The following is an 18241-nucleotide window of genomic DNA, read 5'->3' on the forward strand; positions in this document are numbered from 1 at the left end:
GAACCGGAAGCCAGGATGCTCCCGCGGCGCCGCTCGTCCACAACTATCAAGCGAACGCTCGATTTCGGCGCAGGTTCCCGCGCCTTGGCTCAGGTTTCTGAGCCGAGGACGCGATCGAAGATCGTGTCGACATGCTTGAAATGGTAGCCCTCGTCGAACATCGCTTCGAGAGCTGCATCCGAAAGCAGGGCGGAGACCTCAGGATCGGCCTTGAGGAAAGCGAGGAAATCGCCTTCGCCACGCCAGACCTTCATGGCGTTGCGCTGAACCAGGCGGTAGGAATCCTCGCGGCTGGCGCCGGCCTGGGTGAGGGCCAACAGCACGCGCTGCGAGTTGTGCAGGCCGCCGAGGCGGTCGAGATTGCGGCGCATGTTTTCCGGGTAGATCATCAGCTTGTCGATCACACCGGCAAGGCGAGCCAGGGCGAAATCCAGCGTGACTGTAGCGTCGGGACCGATCATGCGTTCGACGGAGGAGTGCGAAATGTCGCGCTCATGCCAGAGCGCCACGTTCTCCAGGGCCGGCGTCACGGCCGAGCGCACGATGCGGGCGAGGCCGGTGAGGTTTTCGGTCAGCACGGGATTGCGCTTGTGGGGCATGGCCGACGAGCCCTTCTGCCCGGCGGAGAAGAACTCCTCGGCTTCCAGCACTTCGGTACGCTGGAGATGGCGGATTTCGGTGGCGAGGCGTTCGATCGAGGAGGCGACGACACCGAGAGTCGCAAAGAACATCGCGTGGCGATCGCGCGGGATCACCTGCGTCGAGACCGGCTCGACGGCAAGGCCCATCTTCTCCGCCACATAGGCCTCTACAGCCGGATCGATATTGGCGAAGGTGCCGACGGCGCCCGATATCGCGCATGTGGCGATTTCCTTGCGCGCGGCGACGAGGCGCTCGCGGTTGCGTGCAAACTCGGCATAGGCCTGGGCGAGCTTGAGGCCGAAGGTGACCGGCTCGGCATGGATGCCATGGCTGCGGCCGATAGTGGGCGTGTATTTATGTTCCAAGGCACGCTTGCGAAGGGCCGCGAGCACCTCGTCGACATCGGCGATCAACAGGTCGGCGGCCCGCGAAAGCTGCACGGCAAAGCAGGTGTCGAGCACGTCCGAAGAGGTCATGCCCTGATGCAGGAAGCGTGCTTCCGGGCCGACGATCTCTCCGAGATGGGTGAGGAAGGCGATGACGTCGTGCTTCACTTCCCGTTCGATCTCGTCGATGCGGGCCACGTCGAAGGTTGCGTCCCTGGCTTTCTCCCAGACCTTGGCAGCCGCTTCCCTGGGCACGACGCCGAGCTCGGCCAGCTTGTCGGTGGCGTGGGCCTCGATCTCGAACCAGATGCGGAAACGGGACTGCTCCGCCCAGATGGAGACCATTTGCGGGCGGCTATAGCGTGGGATCATGGCAGGGTCCTTTTGCGCCCTTTTAGGCGCGGCACCGGGAAAGTGAAACGCAAATCGAAAACGGGAGAGCCGCGATATCTCAGCGGGCGGCGGTCGCAGCCTCGCGAATGGCGGCGATGTTGGCGGCATAGGCGGATGGACCGCCCTTGAATACATAGGAACCGGCGACGAGCGCATTGGCGCCGGCCCGCACCACCAACGGTGCGGTTTCTGGCGTGATGCCGCCATCGACCTCGATATCGATGTCGCGCTTGCCCACTCGGGCCCGGATGGCTGATATCTTCGACAAGGTCTCGGGGATGAAGGCCTGGCCGCCGAAGCCGGGATTGACCGTCATCACCAGGATGAGGTCAGCGAGGTCGAGCACATAGTCGACCACCTCCGGCGAGGTGCCCGGATTGATTGCCACGCCCGCGCGCTTGCCGAGCTTCCTGATATGCTGCAACGAGCGATGCAGATGCGGGCCGGCCTCGGCGTGGATGGTAATGGTGTCGCAGCCGGCCTTGGCGAAATCCTCCAGATAGGGATCGGCCGGCGAGATCATCAGATGGGCATCGAGCTTGGTGCGCACATGCGGGCGCAAGGCGGCAGCGACGCCGGCGCCGATGGTGAGGTTCGGCACGAAATGCCCGTCCATCACATCGTAATGCACCCAGTCGGCGCCGGCCTCCTCGATCGCCCGGACTTCCGCGCCGAGTGCGGCGAAATCGGCCGAGAGAATGGAGGGGGCAATGATGATCGGGCGAGACATGGCATATCCTGGGCTGGAAAGGTCACGGTGAACGGGCAGTACCTGCCAGAGCCGGCCGCCTATTGCAATCGTTGAGGCGGTGCCTGGGAGCGCGGGCGTCCTCGCCCGTTTTTGGAAATACAGCCCAGGATCTGAGCCGTAATTCCGTTGTTCGCTCGCAATGACACAGGAAAGTCACCTGCAAATCAGAATTCCGACTATACGGCGGACGAGGACCTCTGCACTCCCTGGAAGCGATCCCGCCAACTGGGGAGAGCGCTGGGGAAGGGCAGGGCGCTTGCTTCGTAGATGGCGCGGGCACAGGCCCGTGCCAGGGCATGCGCCGCCGCGGTGCCGAGGGCGATCAGATCGCCGATCGGCTCAGTGAGCGCTAGGCGCCCCGTGGCGGCGGCAAACACGATATCGCCGTCGAGCGGGGTATGGATCGGGTGAATAGCCCGGGCGAGACCATCCTGCGCCATCACTGCGAAATGCTTGGTCTGTGCCTTGGTGAGCACGGCATCGGTCGCCACCACCGCAATCGTGGTGTTGCCGGCCTGCATGGCCTTGTGGCGCAACGCCAGCGCATCATCAGGCCATGGAGCTGGCAGGCCGAGGCCGCCGAACTCCCCCGCCTGCTCATAAGGCGCTGCCCAGAAATGAGCGCCGTCGCCGATGGTCGCGCTGCCGAGGGCATTGACGGCCACCAGCGCCCCGACGGTATGAAGCCCGCATCGTACAGAGGCCGAACCGAGCCCGCCTTTCAGACCGGCCGTGGTGGCGCCCAGCCCGGCGCCGGCCGATCCCAGCGCGAACGTATCGGCCGCTGCCCCGGCCGCGGCGAAACCGAGTTCGCGATAGGGCGGATAGCGTCCCCATCGCTTGTCGCCGCCATTGAGGAGGTCGAACAGGATGGCACCGGGAACGATCGGAACCCTGACGGCGCCGACCTGGAAGCCGCGGCCGTGCTCGGCCAGCCAGGCCCCGATGCCGGCGCCGGCTTCCAGGCCGAAAGCCGAACCGCCCGACAAGGCGATCGCATCAATGCGCTCGACCGTCCGCTCCAGGGCGAGCAGGTCGGTTTCCCGCGTGCCCGGTGCGCCGCCGCGCACGTCGACGGCGGCCACGGCCGGCTCCTCGAACACCACCGCCGTCGTGCCGGAGGCGATCCTGGCGTCTTCGGCATTGCCGACCAGCACGCCGGCGACATCGGTAATGAGATTGCGCATGAATCGTTCTCCGATCGTCGGCAGCTTGGCACCGCCGGCGGAGCGAGACAATCGGCCTCATGCCGAGGCAGCCCTGCGACATCATACCAAGTCTCGAATATGCTGACCCATACGAGACTTGAACACTCCGCGATTTCCGACACCAAATCAAAGATTTGGCGAAAATCGCGGGACGGAACCAGGAGTCATTTTCAATGCCTCCTGGTATCACTTCCGATCACGAGACAGGGAGTTCGACGAAACGGGCTTGGGCAAAAGGCGTGGGCGCGCTAGAGCAAGGGTTTCGCCGCCCAAAGGCGGTGCAGACGCGTAAATGCCTGTTCTGGATGGGTCCATGGCCGATATTACCTTGCCTGCCGTGTTCGTGGCCGGCCTGTTCTCCTTCCTCTCGCCCTGCGTGCTGCCGCTGGTGCCGCCCTATCTGACCTTCCTAGCCGGCTCCACGCTGGACGAGATGACGGGACAGACCATCGACAAGAGTATCCGCCGCCGTGCGGTGATCTCGGCCCTGTGCTTCGTGGCCGGCCTTGCCACCATCTTCATCTCTCTCGGTGCCGGCGCCTCCTATCTCCTCGTCCTGCGCAGGGCGATGGCCAATGGCCTCAGCGCCCTGGCCGAGAAGGGGATTCTCCCCGCCTCATGGGCCAACTCGATCGATCCCTTCTATCTGCTGGCAGGTATCGTCATCATCGCCATGGGCCTGCATTTTCTCGGGATCCTGCGCATTTCCCTGCTCTATCGCCAGGCGCGCCTGCAGGCCGGCACAGGCTCCGGCCCGTGGGGCGCCTTCGTGATGGGGCTGGCCTTCGCCTTTGGCTGGACGCCTTGCATCGGGCCGGTTCTGGGCACGGTGATCGCCGTGGCGGGCAAGGATGGCAGCGTCAGCCAGGGGGTGACCTTGCTCGCCATCTACACGCTCGGCCTGGGACTGCCTTTCGTGGTGGCCGCCTTTGCCATGAACCCCTTCATGCGTTTCCTGCGCTCCTTCCGGACTCATCTCGGCACGGTGGAGAAGGCGATGGGCGGGCTGCTGGTGGTCGCAGGCGTTGCCTTCCTGACCGGCGGCATGGCCGATTTCGCGATCTGGCTGCAGAACACCTTTCCGATCCTGAGCAAGCTCGGCTGATACCGGTCAGCGCGTCAAACTTCACGCGGGATTGGTTTTAGAGGGGAAGGCCCGTTCAGGGCTTTTCGAAAGAGCGCCAATTCCGCCAGATAAAAACCCGCCCCGGTGGAACCGGAGCGGGTCATGTTCATTCATCGCGATGGAGACAGAGGCCTCAGGAGGGGTTCTGCTCGGCGGCGATCTTGCCGTCCGCGGCCTTCTTCCAGCTGTAGATGGCATAGGCCGGCTGGGCCAGGTCGCCCTTCTTGTCGTAGGAGATCTCGCCGATCACGGTCTGGAACTTCTTGCCCGAATGCATGACCTCGGCGATCTTCTGCGGATCGGCGGACTTGGCTTCTTCGGCCGCCTGGGCCAGCACCTGCACGCCGGCATAGGCCAGCAGGGTGAAGCCGGCCGGATCGGTGCCGCCCTCGCGGAAGCGCTTCGCCAGATCGGCATTGGCCGGGTAGTCTTCGATCTTGGGCGCGAAGGTCATCAGCGTGCCGACCACGGCATCACCACCGATGGTGGCAAATTCTGGCGAGTTGAGGCCGTCGGCGCCCATCATGATGGTCTTGCCGCCCTGGTCGCGCAACTGCTTGAGGATCAGCGCACCCTCGGTGTAGTAGCCGCCCCACAGCAGCACGTCGGCACCGCTGGACTTCAGCTTGGTGACGAGACCGGAATAGTCCTTCTCACCAGCGTTCACGCCCTCGTAAAGCACTTCCTTCACGCCGGAATCGTTGAGGTATTTCTTCGCACCCTTGGCAAGACCTTCGCCATAGGTCTGCTTGTCATGCGCGATGGCGATCTTCTTGTCCTTGAAATGAGCCAGGACATAGTCCGCCCACACCTTGGACTGCTGGTCGTCGCGGCCGCAGGTCCGGAAGGTGTTCCACAAACCGCGATCGGTCAGCTTCTCGCTGGAGGCCGACGGCGTGACGTTGATGATGTTGTTGTCGGCATAGACATCCGAAGCAGCGATGGCGCCGCCGGAGGTCACATGGCCGATGACCCAGGTTATCCCGTCGCCTACGAATTTGTTGGCGACCGAGACGCTCTGCTTGGGATCGGCCTGGTCGTCGCCGACGCTGACGTCGATCTTCTGGCCGAGCACGCCGCCCTTGGCGTTGATGTCCTTCACCGCCATCTCGGCGCCTGCCTTGGTCTGCAGGCCGTAGGAGGCGGCAGGGCCGGTCATCGGGCCGCCGACGCCGAGCTTGATCTGCGCCTGCGCGCTACCGCCCAAGGCGAGGCCCGCCGCGAGTACAGCGCCGGCCAATGAAAGTTTGTTCATGGGGGTTCTTCCCTGTTGTACTGGGCGCAGACCGTTCTTTTCTGGATCGGTTCGGCTGCACCCGATGACGCCATTGTCTAAATTTCCAACGGCTTGTCACGGAAATTCAGGCGAATTCGCAAAGGGGAGGGCGGGTTAGTCCTCTCTCCCTGCGTCATGTCCTACGTCACGGCCCAATCCGAGCCGTGAAGAGGGGGCCTTCAAAGAAATCGCCCCAGCGAACCGGGGCGATTGAGGTATCGTGGAAAAGAAGGCAGATTACTTGTTCTGGAAGAAGTCGATCTTGCCGTCTGGGCCCTTCTTCCAGGAGAAGATGACGTAGTCGATCTGCTTCATGTCGCCCTTGTCGTCATAGGAGACATCGCCGATCACCGTCTTGAAGGCCTTGCCGGAGTGCATTACCTCGGCGATCTTCTGCGGATCGGCGGACTTGGCTTGTTCCGCGGCCTGGGCCAGGACTTGAACCGCCGCATAGGCCTTCAGCGTATAGCCTTCCGGGGTGAAGCCGCTGTCCTTGAACTGCTTGACGATGGCGGCGTTGGACGGATCATCCTCGGCCTTGGGCGCGAAGGACATCTGGGTGCCGATCACGGCATCGCCGCCAATGGTGGCGAATTCCGAGGAGACCAGGCCGTCGCCGGAGACCATCACGGTCTGCATGCCCTGGTCGCGCAGCTGCTTGAGGATCAGAGCGGCTTCGGTGTAGAGGCCGCCATAGATCAGCACGTCGGCGCCAACCGCCTTGAGCTTGGTAACGATGGCCGAATAGTCCTTCTCGCCGGTGTTCACACCTTCGAACAGGACTTCCTTCATGCCGTCGGCCGCCATCAGCTTCTTGGCGTTTTCGCCCAAGCCCTGGCCATAAGTGGTCTTGTCATGGACGATGGCGACCTTCTTGCCGGGATAGGTGGCCTTGACATAGTCCACCCAGACCTTGGCCTGCTGGTCGTCGCGGCCGCAGGTGCGGAACATGCCCCAGAGCTTGCGGTCGGTTACCTTTTCGTTGGTGGCGGCGGGGGTGATGGCGACGATACCGTTGTCGCCATAGACCTCCGAAGCGGGGATGGTCACGCCGGAGTTGTAGTGTCCTACCACCCAGGTCACGCCGTCGCCGACGAACTTGTTGGCAACCGAAACGCCCTGCTTGGGATCGGACTGGTCGTCGCCGACTGTCGATTCCAGCTTCTGTCCGAGCACGCCGCCAGCCGCATTGAGGTTCTTGATGGCGAGTTCCGCGCCCTGCTTGATCTGGGCTCCGGAGGCAGCACTCGGACCGGTGATCGGTGCACCGATGCCGATCTTGATCTGCGCGAAGGCGGACGTGCTGAGCAGCAGGCCTGCCGCCAGCGCTGCGCCTGTCAACCAGACTTTTTTCATGTCGTTCTCCCAGTGGCTTGGTGGAGCTTGCGGCTCCGGTCTGCGGATAGTCAGGACGTGAACGAGGCCGTCAGCCAAAGTTGCGCGTACAGCTCATCCGATTTCGTTGTTGCTTGTATTCGATCATTCCCCGCTCGAGCGTGCGCTCCAGCCAAGTGCTCCCGATCGCTGGAACATCCAGCCATATTTGCCGACCATCTGCTTGGCGAGCCGGACGCGATAAGACAGGAGGCCGATGAGCTGGATGATGACGAGATCGACCACGAAGTAATAGGGGGAAAACATGTTGCCCCCGAACGGCGCCTGGTGGAGGAAGCGCACCGCCATGGTCAGCAGCACCAGATAGAAGAACAAGATCGGGTAGCGGCTCCAGGTCGAGGCGCTGGCCTTGCCGGTCATCCAGGCGGCCCAGCCACCCATCAGCAAGGTGACGAGCACGAAGACGAACAGCTTGTCCTCATAGAGATAGGTTTCCATCTCAATGACCCCCTTCCAGATAGGCTGCGCGCACTTCGGGCCGGGCGAGCAGTTCCTTGCCGGTGCCGGACATGGTGATCGCGCCGTTGACCATGACATAGCCTCGATGCGCTAGCCGCAGTGCATGGAAAGCATTCTGCTCGACGAGGAAAACGGTCAATTTCTCAGTCTCGTTGAGCACCCGCACCGCGTCGAAGATCTGCTTGACGATGAGAGGCGCGAGGCCGAGCGAGGGCTCGTCCAGCATCAAGAGCCGAGGCCGGCTCATCAGGGCGCGGGCGATCGCCAGCATCTGCTGTTCGCCACCTGAAAGTGTACCGCCACGCTGGCTGGCACGCTCCTTCAGACGGGGGAAGAGCGTATACATGCGCTCGAGGTCCTCGGCGAAATGGGCATTGCCGTCGATCTCGGCACCCATCTGCAAGTTCTCGTAGACCGTCATGCGCTGGAAGATGCGCCGTCCCTCGGGGGACTGGGCGATGCGCAGCCGGGCGATTTCATGCATCGGCATATCGGTGATGTCTTGCCCGTCGAAGGAGATCGAACCGACACGGCATTTGGGCGAGCCGAAAACCGTCATCATCAAGGTGGACTTGCCGGCCCCATTGGCGCCGATGATGGTGACGATCTCACCCGGGTTGATGTCGACGTCGACACCTTTGAGAGCGTGCACCTGTCCGTAATAGGTGTGGACGCCACGCACGGTCAGCAGGGGCGAGGACATGTTCAACTCTCCGTTTCCTCGTCGGTGCCGAGATAGGCGGCGATCACGGCAGGATCGTTGCGGACCTGCTCGGGCGTGCCGTCAGAGATCTTGGTGCCGTAATTGAGCACCACCACATGGTCCGAAATCTCCATGACCACGGACATGTCGTGCTCGATCAGGAGAAGAGAGGTCTCGTGATCGTTACGGATCGTGCGCAGCAGCTTGTTGAGATCGAGGCTTTCCCTCGGATTGAGGCCGGCCGCCGGTTCGTCCAGGCAAAGCAGGACCGGCTCGGTGCACATGGCGCGGGCGATCTCCAGGCGGCGCTGGTCGCCATAGGGCAAGCTGCCAGCCGGATCGTCGGCACGCGCCATCAGGCCGGTCTTGTCGAGCCAGTATTTCGCCTTCTCGACCGCGGCCTTCTCGGCATGGCTGTAGGTGGGCAGGCCGAGAATGCCGAAGACGGAGAAGCCCGACGCGCGCATCAGGTGAACATGCTGGGCGACCAACAGGTTCTCCAGCACCGTCATGCCTGCGAAGAGGCGGATGTTCTGGAAGGTTCTGGCAACCTTTGCCTGGCGGGAGACCATGAAATCCGGCATGCGCTCGAGCAGATAGAGCGTATCCTGGCCATGGCTGAGCTTTTGCAGGGTGGTGGCGGTCAGGGCGTCGAATTCGTCCCAGGCCGCCGCCGAACCGTGACGCAGGCCGATCCGGCCTTCCGTTGGTTTGTAAAAGCCGGTGATGCAGTTGAACACCGTGGTCTTGCCGGCACCGTTGGGGCCGATCAAAGCGGTGATGTCGCCCCGGCCGCAATTGAACGAGACGGCGTTGACGGCGGTAAGGCCTCCGAACCGCATGGTCAGCTTCTCGACCTTGAGGATCGGATCGCCATGCCAGTGCTGTTCAGGATGGGCGTGCGAGGCGAGGGCAGGGTCGATCATGTCGTTGTTCCCGGGCGCGCTCATCCGTGACCTTCCTGTACAAGGGCGCCGGAGACGATCTTGCGTTCCTTCAGATAGACGGTCGGAGCGCGATTGGAGATGAGACCACGCGGCTTCCACAGCATCATCGAGACCATGGCGAGGCCGAAGATCATAGGGCGATACTGGCTCGGGTCGAAATCGGGTCCGAAGATCCATTTCATGAAGGTGAGTTCACGCAGGATCTCCGAACCGCCGACGAGCAGGATGGCGGCCACGACCACGCCGAGCAGGCTGCCCGAGCCGCCGAGCACTACGATGGCGAGCACCATCACCGATTCCTGGAACACGAAGCTCTCGGGATTGATGAAGCCTTGCTTGGCTGCGAAGAAGGCACCGGCGAGGCCGCCGAAGAAGGCACCGCTGGCGAAAGCCGCGAGCTTGGTGGTGGTGGTGTTGATGCCGAGCGAGCGGCAGGCGATCTCGTTTTCGCGCAACGCTTCCCAGGCGCGGCCAACCGGCAGCCGGCGCATACGGCTGGTGATATAGGCCGTCATCACCGCGAGAATGAGAATGACATAGTAGAAGAAGATCTTGCCGTAGATCGGCGAGAAGGCGAGGTCGAAGGTCTTGGCAAAACCGTTCGGCCCGGCGGTGAAGGGGATGCCGAAAAAGGTGGGCGGCTTGATCGAGGTGATGCCGTCATTGCCGTGGGTGAAGGATTTCCAGTTCACCAGCACGCTGCGGATGATTTCACCGAAGGCGAGCGTGACGAGGGCGAGATAGTCGCCGCGCAGGCGCAGCACGGGAAAGCCGAGGATGATGCCCCAGAGTGCGGCGAGGAAGCCCGCGATCGGCAGGCACTCCCAGAAGGTCATGCCGTAATAGACGGACAAAAGCGCGTAGGAATACGCGCCGACGGCATAGAAGGCGACATAGCCCAGGTCCAGCAGGCCGGCCATGCCGACCACGATGTTCAGCCCCCAACCCAGCATGATGTAGATCATGATCTGGATGCCGTAGCTGTCGATCCACTTCAGAGACCCCTTGTCGCCGAGGCCCCACAGCATGACCAGCGGGAAGACGACGGCAAGCCCGGCGCCGAACCACATCACCCAGGGCGACATGCCGATCCGCGTCATGGTCGCCGCGAATTTGGAGGGCGCCTTGTGTTCCGGGCGCTGCGGGCGCAGCAGGACGAACAGGCGGATCAGGACGATGAGGCCGACGAGGACGGCGGTGGTGATCAAGCCGCCGAAGCGCTTGCCGAAGCCGAAATCGGGATTGAGGAGGTTGAAGCGAAAACTGTTGGTCGCCTGGTCGGAATAGGTCGTCAGCCCCACCACAGGCAGGAACATGCAGGTGGAGATCACGGCCCAGAAGATGAGATCCTTGAACAGCTCGGCCGATGAAATGCGCGTGGTGCCGGTTGCGGCCATGATCACACCTTCTCCACTTCGGGGCGTCCCAGCAGGCCTTGCGGCATGAAGATCAGCGTGATGGCGAGCACGGAGAACACCGCGACGTCGCGATAGGCCGCAACGTCGCCCTCGAAGGAACCTTCCCAGAGTTTCTCGATCAGGCCGATCAGCATGCCGCCCAGCACGGCGCCGGGCAGGGAGCCAATGCCGCCGAGCACCGCGGCGGTGAAGGCCTTCACACCAGGCACGAAGCCGTCACGAAAGTTCACGGAGCCATAGAGCACCAGGAACATCAGGCCGGCAACGGCGGCCAGGGCCGCACCCATGATGAAGGTGATGGAAATGGTGCGATCGACATCGACGCCCAGCAGGGCGGCCATCTTGCGGTCTTGCTCACAGGCGCGCTGGGCGCGGCCGAGCGAGGTCCTGGACACGATGTACCAGAAGATCGCCAGCAACACGGCGGTGGTGACGAAGATCAGGATGGCCTTGAGAGAGAGCGAGGCGTCCATGGCGCGCCCGTCCGCGGAGACCTCCGACCAGATCTGGTACTTGGCGCTGAGGGCGGCGTCCACCGCGTGGGGGATCGCCTTGGACTCGGCGCCCTGGCTGACCTGTACGAAGTTCGACAGTGCCATGGAGACGCCGATGGCGGAGATCAGGGGAGCAAGGCGGAAGGAGCCGCGCAGAGGACGGTAGGCGATGCGCTCGATGGCCCAGTTCCAGACACTGGTGAGGACCATGCCGATTGCCATCACCACCAGCAAGGCCACGATGACCGACGAAAGGCCGAGCAAGGTGACCAGGATCACGAAACAGATGAAGGCGATGATCGCTGAGAGCATGAACAGATCGCCATGAGCGAAGTTCACCATGCCGATGATGCCGAACACCATCGTGTAACCTACGGCGATGAGACCATATAGCGATCCTACCGCCAGCCCGTTGATGAGCTGCTGTAAAAACTCTGCCATCGTCTACAAACTTTCCCCTCTGTCGACGCCGTCCTTGCTTCTCCTGGTCTCCCTTTGGCGGGATTTTTGCCTAAGAGACAGGCAGTCATTCGACGATTTCCTGTCATAGCAAGCGCTTTGCAAACTGACAATCACCGTGGTGGTCTCGAAGGCGAAGTTTCTGGAAATCACGAAATATTTATGCAGCCCGGCGAATTTTATAGCGTCGGCTGGCGCCGGAAGCGTCAATTTTGACCTAGTAACGCCGAAAAAACGATTTAGCGGCTGAATGGCTCCAGTCGTACAAACGTGTAATGGCTGTTAGATTTCGTCTAGATCCACACAGAAATTTCGATGGCCATACTATCCTTCATCAAGGGAAAGAATGTTGCTGAATAATTGCGCACATACTGTGTAGACGAAAGCGCCGGCGCCGGGCTTAGCAACAAAATGTCAGGTTGGGATTTGTCGCAACCGCGCTAGCGCCTCCTGGGTGTCCACATCGAAGCTCGCGGCGATCGAAGAGACGGGAATCTCGACCACCGCATCGCTGTTCGCCTTGAGAATCTGTCGGCCGCCGGCATCGCCCTCGATGGCTTGCAGCTCATCGAAGAATCGCCGCGCCCAGATCACCGGGTTGCCGCGCTGCCCCTGCGTGACGGGGAGCACGATGAGGGCACCCTTGTCGGGTTCGAAGGCCGATATCAGCCGGTCGAGCAGGGCGCCATCCACCAGCGGCATGTCGCCCAGCGCGATCAGGGCCGCGTCACATTCGACAGGAAGGGTCGCAATGCCGGCGCGCACCGAGGTGGAGAGGCCGTCTGCGAAGGCCGGATTATGCACGAAGGTAACAGCCAGCCCCGCAAGGGCAGCACGAACCTCCGCCTGCTGATGGCCGGTGACCACCGTGACCGAACTGGCCCGGCTGGCAAGCGCCGCTTCCACCGCGTGGCGGACGAGCGGCTTGCCGGCATAGTCCTCCAGCAGCTTGTTCGGGCCGCCCATGCGCGTGGAGCGGCCAGCGGCAAGGACGATGGCCGCGACGGTCGGAGGGCTCGCGCCCGGCTTTTCGGCGGCGGCGCGCGGCTGCGGACGGCTGACGATCTCCATCAGCAGGCCCCCGACGCCGAGGCCGACGATGTCGGCGCGCGTGACCGGCAGGCCGGCCAGCAGTCGATGCAGGATCCAGTCGAAGCCGTTTTCCTTGGGCGAGCGGGCGCAGCCGGGTGCGCCCAGCACAGACATTGTGCCGGAACGCCCCAGCAGCAGGAGATTGCCCGGATCGACCGGCATGCCGAAATGTTCGACGGCGCCACCCGATATCTCGATGGCCGCGGGAATGACGTCGCGCCGGTCGGCAATGGCCGAGGCACCGAAGATGATGGTGAGATCGGCCTGCGCCGCCTTGGCGCGCTCGAGCGCCTGCGCCAGGGCAGGGGCCTGGTGCGGCACCCTTTCGTCGAGGACGAGCCTGGCCGCGGCCGGCGCCAGGCGCTCTTTCAGGACCTGGAGGGTGCGGGCGATCACGCTTTCCTTCAGGCCGGGAAGCAGAGTGGAGACGGCAGCGACCTTGAGCGGGCGGAAGGGAGCGATCTGGATGATCGGGGCACCCAGGCTGGCGAGCGCGCGCTCGAATGTCGGAGCCTCGACCGCAAAGGGGATGATCTTGACCGTCGCAATCATCTCGCCGGCCTTGACCGTATCGAAAGCGGGCAGAGTTGCGAAGGTGATGCTCTCGTCGATGGCGTTCACCCTGTCGACGCCGTCGCGATCGATTACCAGCACGCCGGCCTGTTCGGCAAACAGATTGGCCCGGCCGGTGAAAGGCTCGGCTACTCGCACGCCATGGCCTCTCAGTTTTGCGGCGATGCGCTCGGCGGCAATGTCCTCGCCGACATCGCCGGGATCGAGCCTGGCGATGACGATGGACTCGACCCCTTCGCGGCGCAGCGCTTCGATTTCGGTCGGCCGGATATGCGTGCCTTTCTTGAGGACCAGCCCGCCCTTGCGGATCGAATGGACAGCAACGCCGCCTAGAGCCTGATCGATAGAAATTTCACCGAAAAACATGAAAAAACAATCACTTATAACAGGGTTTTGACAGGGCGGGTGGCCTGGGTTGCCTCTCGCCGCTTTCCAATCGAAGTGCGCTCGTGATCTCGGCCATGATCGAGACGGCGATCTCGGCCGGGCTGATGGCACCGATGTCGAGGCCGATAGGCGCATGGATACGTGCCAGCGCCGCCTCGCCAACCCCGGCCTCGCACAACCTTTCGATGCGGCGCGCATGCGTCCTGCGCGAACCAAGCGCTCCCACATAGAAGCAATCGCGTTCGAGCGCATGTATCAGCGCTCCGTCATCGATTTTCGGGTCGTGGGTCAGGGCGACGAAGGCGGTGTAATGGTCTATGCCGAGGGGAGGCAAGGCGATATCGGGCCATTCGGCGAACAGTTTGACACCGGGAAAGCGCTCGGGCGTGGCAAAAGCGGTGCGCGGGTCGACAATGATCGGATCCTGGCCGACGAGTCGGGCCAGGGGCGCCAGGGCCTGGCTGATATGGACGGCGCCGATCATCACCAGACGTACCGGCGGCACGTGGACAGTGATGAAATGGCGCCTGCCGTCCTGCTCGATCGTGGCGGAGCGACCCTGCCGCAATTGCTGCGAAAGCACGGAGGCGAGCGGATCGGCCGGGATCGCGCTTTCCTCGACCAGACGTTCCTCACCTGTGTCGAGATCGGTGACGAGAAGAACGGCCTTGCGGGCGGCTTTGGCCCGGTTGAGGGCCTGGAGGGTGGCAAGTTTCATGGCAGAGCCTGCGGGAATGTTGCGAAAGAAGGGGGCCTTCAGTCCAGTTTCTCGACATAGACCCGAATGGTGCCGCCGCAGGACAGGCCGACCCGCCAGGCGGTCTCGTCGGCGACGCCGAATTCGAGCAGGCGCGGCTTGCCTTGCTGGATGACGTCGAGTGCTTCGGTGACCACCGCACCTTCGACACAGCCGCCGGAGACGGAACCGAGAAAATTGCCGTCCTCGTCGATCACGAGGTTCGAGCCCGTCGGCCGTGGTGCCGAGCCCCAGGTCTCCACCACGGTGGCGATGGCGACGCCCTTGCCCTGTTCCCGCCAGTGCTGGGCGCTGGCGAGGATGTCGGTGTCGGAGGCGAAATTGCTGGCAGTATCACTCATCGAAATTGCTCCTTGAAACAGGGCCTTCAGCCGCAATGCAGTTCACTTGAGCGTCTTGGAGTTTTGCACAACCTTTGTCATTGCCAGGCCTGATCCCGCAATCCAGGCTTGACCCCACAATTCAGGCTTGGGTCCTGTTGCGCGGGTGGCTTGTGGATCTACAGCGGACAACCGGTCCGGTTGGGGGCAAGCCCGGCTATGACAATTTGGAAGGTTTCCTCCTTAAGTGAGCTGTATCGCCCGTCAACCAACGCGTTTTAACCAACTCTTGGGATCGGCTGAGGCATCGGCCTTGCGGTCGAGGGCTTTCACCAGATCGCCCATGCTCCTCAGATTGTGAATGGTCCTGAATTCGTCAACATGCGGCAGCATGGCCTTGATGCCGGCGGCCCGTGCTTCGAAGGCATCGAAGCGCAGTAGCGGATTGAGCCAGATCAGGCGACGGCAGGAGCGATGCAGGCGATCGAGCTCCTTGGCGAGGCCGGGATCGACCTGGCGCTCCAGCCCGTCCGTGATCAGCAACACCGTGGCGCCCTGGCCGAGCACGCGGCGCGACCAGTCCTTGTTGAAACGTTCCAGGCAATGGGCGATGCGGGTGCCGCCATCCCAGTCCCTGACGGCACGGGAGGCATGTTCGAGTGCTTCGTCCGGGTCACGCGTGCGCAGGGACCGGGTGATGTTGGTCAGCCGCGTGGCGAAGACGAAGGCATGCACGCGCCGGCCCTTTTCAGAGATCGCATGCAGGAAATGCAGGAACAGGCGGGAATAATCCGCCATCGAGCCGGATATGTCGCAAAGCGCCACGAGGGGCGGGTGTTTCTCGCCGGCTTGCCGATAGGCGATGGTGACGAGATCGCCGCCGCTGCGCATGGCAGCCCTCAACGTCCTTCGCAGGTCGATGACCTCGCTGCCCCCAGGCCTGAGGCGGCGCGTCGGCTGGATGTCGAAGGGCAGGCGCAGTTGCGCCATGTCCTTCTTGGCCGCGACGATTTCCTCCGCGGTCATCTGGGCGAAGTCCCGTTGCTTGAGAATCTCGCGCTCCGACATGGTCAGGCGCGCGTCGAACTCGACGAGCTGCTTTTCCTCCACCTCGCGAGGCGGTTCCTTGTAGAAGGCGTCGTTGACGCGCTGGGCACCGGCCTTGGGTTTGGGCGGTTCCTTCATCGCCACCGCCTGGGGAGACATCATGGCGATGAGCTTTTCGGTGAGGGCACGCTGGCGCCAGAACAACTCGAAGGCCTGGCGGAACAGCAGGGACTGCTCATGCCGCGTCACGAAAACGCTGTGCAGCGTCCAGTAGAAATCCTGCCTGGCGCCGAGGCCTGCCGTCTCCACCGCCCGGATGGCATCGAGCACGCTGGCGGGGCCGACCGGCAGGCCGGCGTCGCGCAGCAAGCGGCCGAAATAGGCGATGTTGTCGGCAAGGCGGCTGGGCGTGATTGGCATGGGGTCAGCCATCATCCACTCCCGCCATGGATGAACGGGACGACTTTCTACCCTCCCCTGGAGGGGGAGGGTCGGACCGGAGGTCCGGGGTGGGGTGACCACCTCGCAAGAATTCCGTCTCGCCAATCCAAGTCCGGCAAGACCGCACCTTTTCACCCCACCCCGACGCTTCGCGTCGACCCTCCCCCTCCAGGAGAGGGTAAAGAACGCGCGTCTCGGCCAGGAAGCTGCAACCTTCAGGCATGGGTCTGCGCCCCGGCCTTGACGCTGTCGATCAGCCTTTTGGCCTGGCTGCCGGAGAGGCGGGCAATGTCGTCCTGATATTTCAGGAGCACGCCGAGCGTGTCGGAGACGAGGGCGGGATCGAGCGCCACAGCGTCGAGTTCGGTCAGGGCGGTGGCCCAATCCAGCATCTCGGCGACGCCCGGGGACTTGAACAGGTCCTCCCGGCGCAGTGCCTGTACGAAGCCGATCAGTTCGCGCGACAGCTTGGCCGGTACATGGGGTACCTTGCGGCGCAGGATCTCGAGCTCGTTCTCGGCGCTGGGGTAGTCGACCCAGTGATAGAGGCAGCGCCGCTTGAGAGCATCATGGATCTCGCGGGTGCGGTTGGAGGTGATCACCACGATGGGCGGGGATTCCGCCTTGACCGTGCCGAATTCGGGGATGGTGACCTGGAAATCCGAGAGGACCTCCAGGAGATAGGCTTCGAAGGCTTCGTCGGTGCGGTCGAGTTCGTCGATCAGCAGGATCGGCGCACCACCGGCCTGAGGGCGCACAGCCTCCAGGATGGGCCGGGCGATCAGGAAGCGTTCGGAGAAGAGATCGGAGCCCAGGCTTGCGCGGTCCACGCTGCCGCCGGCCTCGGCCAGGCGGATCTCGATCATCTGCGCCATGGTGTTCCATTCATACACCGCCGAGGCGATGTCGAGGCCTTCATAGCATTGCAGGCGTATCAAGGGGCGTCCCAGCGTCGCGGACAGCACCTTGGCGATCTCGGTCTTGCCGACGCCGGCTTCCCCTTCCAGGAAGAGCGGTCGGCCCATGCGCAGGGCAAGGAACAAAACGGTGGCAAGGTCTCGTCCGGCCACGTAATCGGCCTCGGCGAGCAGGGCGGCTGTTGCGTCGATGGAAGCGGGAAGGGGGGTAGGCAAGGCAAACTCCTGAAATCTGCCGGCATTAGAGTGTTTTCCAGAAAAGTTGAAAGACTTTTCGATTAAGAAAACACGTAAAAACAAAGAATTAGAGCAAAGTACGATTCAGAGATATCGCACTTTGCTCTATAGGACGAGTCCCGTCAGGTCGAAGCGAAACCGTGGGATATCGGTTCTTGAGCCCTCCGGCATCAGAAGGGGGCGAGGCCCGCATCCGCGAAGGCCTGGCGGTAATGGGTGGCCGTGCCCGCGTCAAAGCAGCAGAACACGATCAGCGAAGGGGGCGCCGTGAGCAACGGCAGGGTATCGGTCACGGTCGCGATGGCGATGCCGGCTGCCTCGTCGGCGGGATAGCGGTAGATCCCGGTGGAGATGGCCGGAAAGGCGATGGAGGCAATGGCGTTGGCAGCAGCGACTTCCAGGCTGCGCCGATAGCAGGAGGCGAGCCTCGCCGCCTCCCCCTGGCCGCCGCCATTGAAGACCGGGCCGACGGTATGGATGACGTGGCGGGCCGGCAGCCGGTATCCGCCGGTGATCTTAGCATCGCCGACCTTGCAGCCGTTCAGCATGCGGCACTCGGCCACCAGTTCCGGTCCGGCGGCGCGATGGATGGCGCCGTCCACACCCCCTCCGCCGAGCAGGGAGGTGTTGGCGGCATTGACGATGGCGTCCACCGCGAGCGTGGTGATGTTGGCGATCACCACTTCAAGGCGGGTTTTCGCAAGATCCGTGAAGAATTCTGGTTCGGGCATGATCCTGGGACCGCAGGCGTCTCGCCTGCATCTTCCTTTCCGCGAGCGTCCCGTTGCCAAGAGCAGGCGAGACACCTGCGAT

At 63.1% G+C, this 18241-nt stretch carries 17 protein-coding genes; 1 reads left to right on the forward strand and 16 read right to left on the reverse strand.

The window, feature by feature from the left end:
* Window positions 1-89: 89 nt before the first annotated feature.
* From purB to AB4037_RS26265, 3 genes are all read right to left on the reverse strand, one after another.
* Window positions 90-1400: an adenylosuccinate lyase gene (gene purB / locus AB4037_RS26255; protein ID WP_434956859.1), complete on the reverse strand. Its 1311-nt coding sequence runs from the start codon at window positions 1398-1400 to the stop codon at window positions 90-92.
* Window positions 1401-1479: 79 nt separating this feature from the next.
* Window positions 1480-2151 carry a ribulose-phosphate 3-epimerase gene (gene rpe / locus AB4037_RS26260; protein ID WP_441773474.1) on the reverse strand — a complete coding sequence of 224 codons (672 nt, stop codon included), beginning with the start codon at window positions 2149-2151 and terminating at the stop codon, window positions 1480-1482.
* Between the two features lie 197 nt (window positions 2152-2348).
* Entirely contained in the window at window positions 2349-3359 is a 1011-nt protein-coding gene (locus AB4037_RS26265; RefSeq protein ID WP_441773475.1) for a P1 family peptidase, read from the reverse strand.
* 334 nt (window positions 3360-3693) lie between these two features.
* On the opposite strand from AB4037_RS26265, the gene AB4037_RS26270 reads away from it, so the two are divergent.
* On the forward strand, window positions 3694-4485 hold the full coding sequence (locus AB4037_RS26270; RefSeq protein ID WP_434956856.1) for a cytochrome c biogenesis CcdA family protein: 792 nt from the start codon (window positions 3694-3696) through the stop codon (window positions 4483-4485).
* 154 nt (window positions 4486-4639) lie between these two features.
* On the opposite strand, the gene AB4037_RS26275 is transcribed toward AB4037_RS26270, so the two are convergent.
* The 13 genes from AB4037_RS26275 to AB4037_RS26335 all read right to left on the reverse strand — a co-directional run bounded on the left by AB4037_RS26275 (window position 4640) and on the right by AB4037_RS26335 (window position 18159).
* Window positions 4640-5761, reverse strand: coding sequence for a branched-chain amino acid ABC transporter substrate-binding protein (locus tag AB4037_RS26275; RefSeq protein ID WP_434956855.1), 1122 nt, complete (start codon window positions 5759-5761; stop codon window positions 4640-4642).
* Between the two features lie 258 nt (window positions 5762-6019).
* On the reverse strand, window positions 6020-7138 hold the full coding sequence (locus AB4037_RS26280) for a branched-chain amino acid ABC transporter substrate-binding protein (protein WP_441773476.1): 1119 nt from the start codon (window positions 7136-7138) through the stop codon (window positions 6020-6022).
* 123 nt (window positions 7139-7261) lie between these two features.
* Window positions 7262-7615, reverse strand: a complete 354-nt coding sequence (locus tag AB4037_RS26285) for a DUF6867 family protein (RefSeq protein ID WP_434956853.1) — start codon at window positions 7613-7615, stop codon at window positions 7262-7264.
* Between the two features lies 1 nt (window position 7616).
* On the reverse strand, window positions 7617-8339 hold the full coding sequence (locus AB4037_RS26290) for an ABC transporter ATP-binding protein (protein ID WP_434956852.1): 723 nt from the start codon (window positions 8337-8339) through the stop codon (window positions 7617-7619).
* 2 nt (window positions 8340-8341) lie between these two features.
* Window positions 8342-9265: an ABC transporter ATP-binding protein gene (locus AB4037_RS26295; RefSeq protein WP_434959651.1), complete on the reverse strand. Its 924-nt coding sequence runs from the start codon at window positions 9263-9265 to the stop codon at window positions 8342-8344.
* A gap of 20 nt (window positions 9266-9285) precedes the next feature.
* Window positions 9286-10683 (reverse strand): high-affinity branched-chain amino acid ABC transporter permease LivM, encoded by a 1398-nt coding sequence (gene livM / locus AB4037_RS26300; protein ID WP_441773477.1) that lies wholly within the window; start codon window positions 10681-10683, stop codon window positions 9286-9288.
* 2 nt (window positions 10684-10685) lie between these two features.
* A complete protein-coding gene (locus AB4037_RS26305; protein ID WP_434956850.1) occupies window positions 10686-11639 on the reverse strand; it encodes a branched-chain amino acid ABC transporter permease in 954 nt (317 codons plus the stop codon).
* A 432-nt stretch (window positions 11640-12071) separates the two neighbouring features.
* Entirely contained in the window at window positions 12072-13688 is a 1617-nt protein-coding gene (locus tag AB4037_RS26310) for an NTP transferase domain-containing protein (protein ID WP_441773478.1), read from the reverse strand.
* Between the two features lie 10 nt (window positions 13689-13698).
* Complete coding sequence (locus AB4037_RS26315) at window positions 13699-14427, reverse strand: XdhC family protein (RefSeq protein ID WP_441773479.1); 729 nt, start codon at window positions 14425-14427, stop codon at window positions 13699-13701.
* A 38-nt stretch (window positions 14428-14465) separates the two neighbouring features.
* A complete protein-coding gene (locus AB4037_RS26320; RefSeq protein ID WP_434956847.1) occupies window positions 14466-14807 on the reverse strand; it encodes an XdhC family protein in 342 nt (113 codons plus the stop codon).
* A gap of 243 nt (window positions 14808-15050) precedes the next feature.
* A complete protein-coding gene (locus AB4037_RS26325) occupies window positions 15051-16268 on the reverse strand; it encodes a vWA domain-containing protein (protein ID WP_441773480.1) in 1218 nt (405 codons plus the stop codon).
* Between the two features lie 221 nt (window positions 16269-16489).
* Complete coding sequence (locus AB4037_RS26330) at window positions 16490-17407, reverse strand: AAA family ATPase (RefSeq protein ID WP_434956845.1); 918 nt, start codon at window positions 17405-17407, stop codon at window positions 16490-16492.
* A gap of 191 nt (window positions 17408-17598) precedes the next feature.
* Window positions 17599-18159 (reverse strand): O-acetyl-ADP-ribose deacetylase, encoded by a 561-nt coding sequence (locus AB4037_RS26335; RefSeq protein ID WP_441773481.1) that lies wholly within the window; start codon window positions 18157-18159, stop codon window positions 17599-17601.
* Between the last annotated feature and the right edge of the window lie 82 nt (window positions 18160-18241).

The organism is Labrys sp. KB_33_2, assembly GCF_052114505.1.
Taxonomy (GTDB): Bacteria; Pseudomonadota; Alphaproteobacteria; order Rhizobiales; family Labraceae; genus Labrys.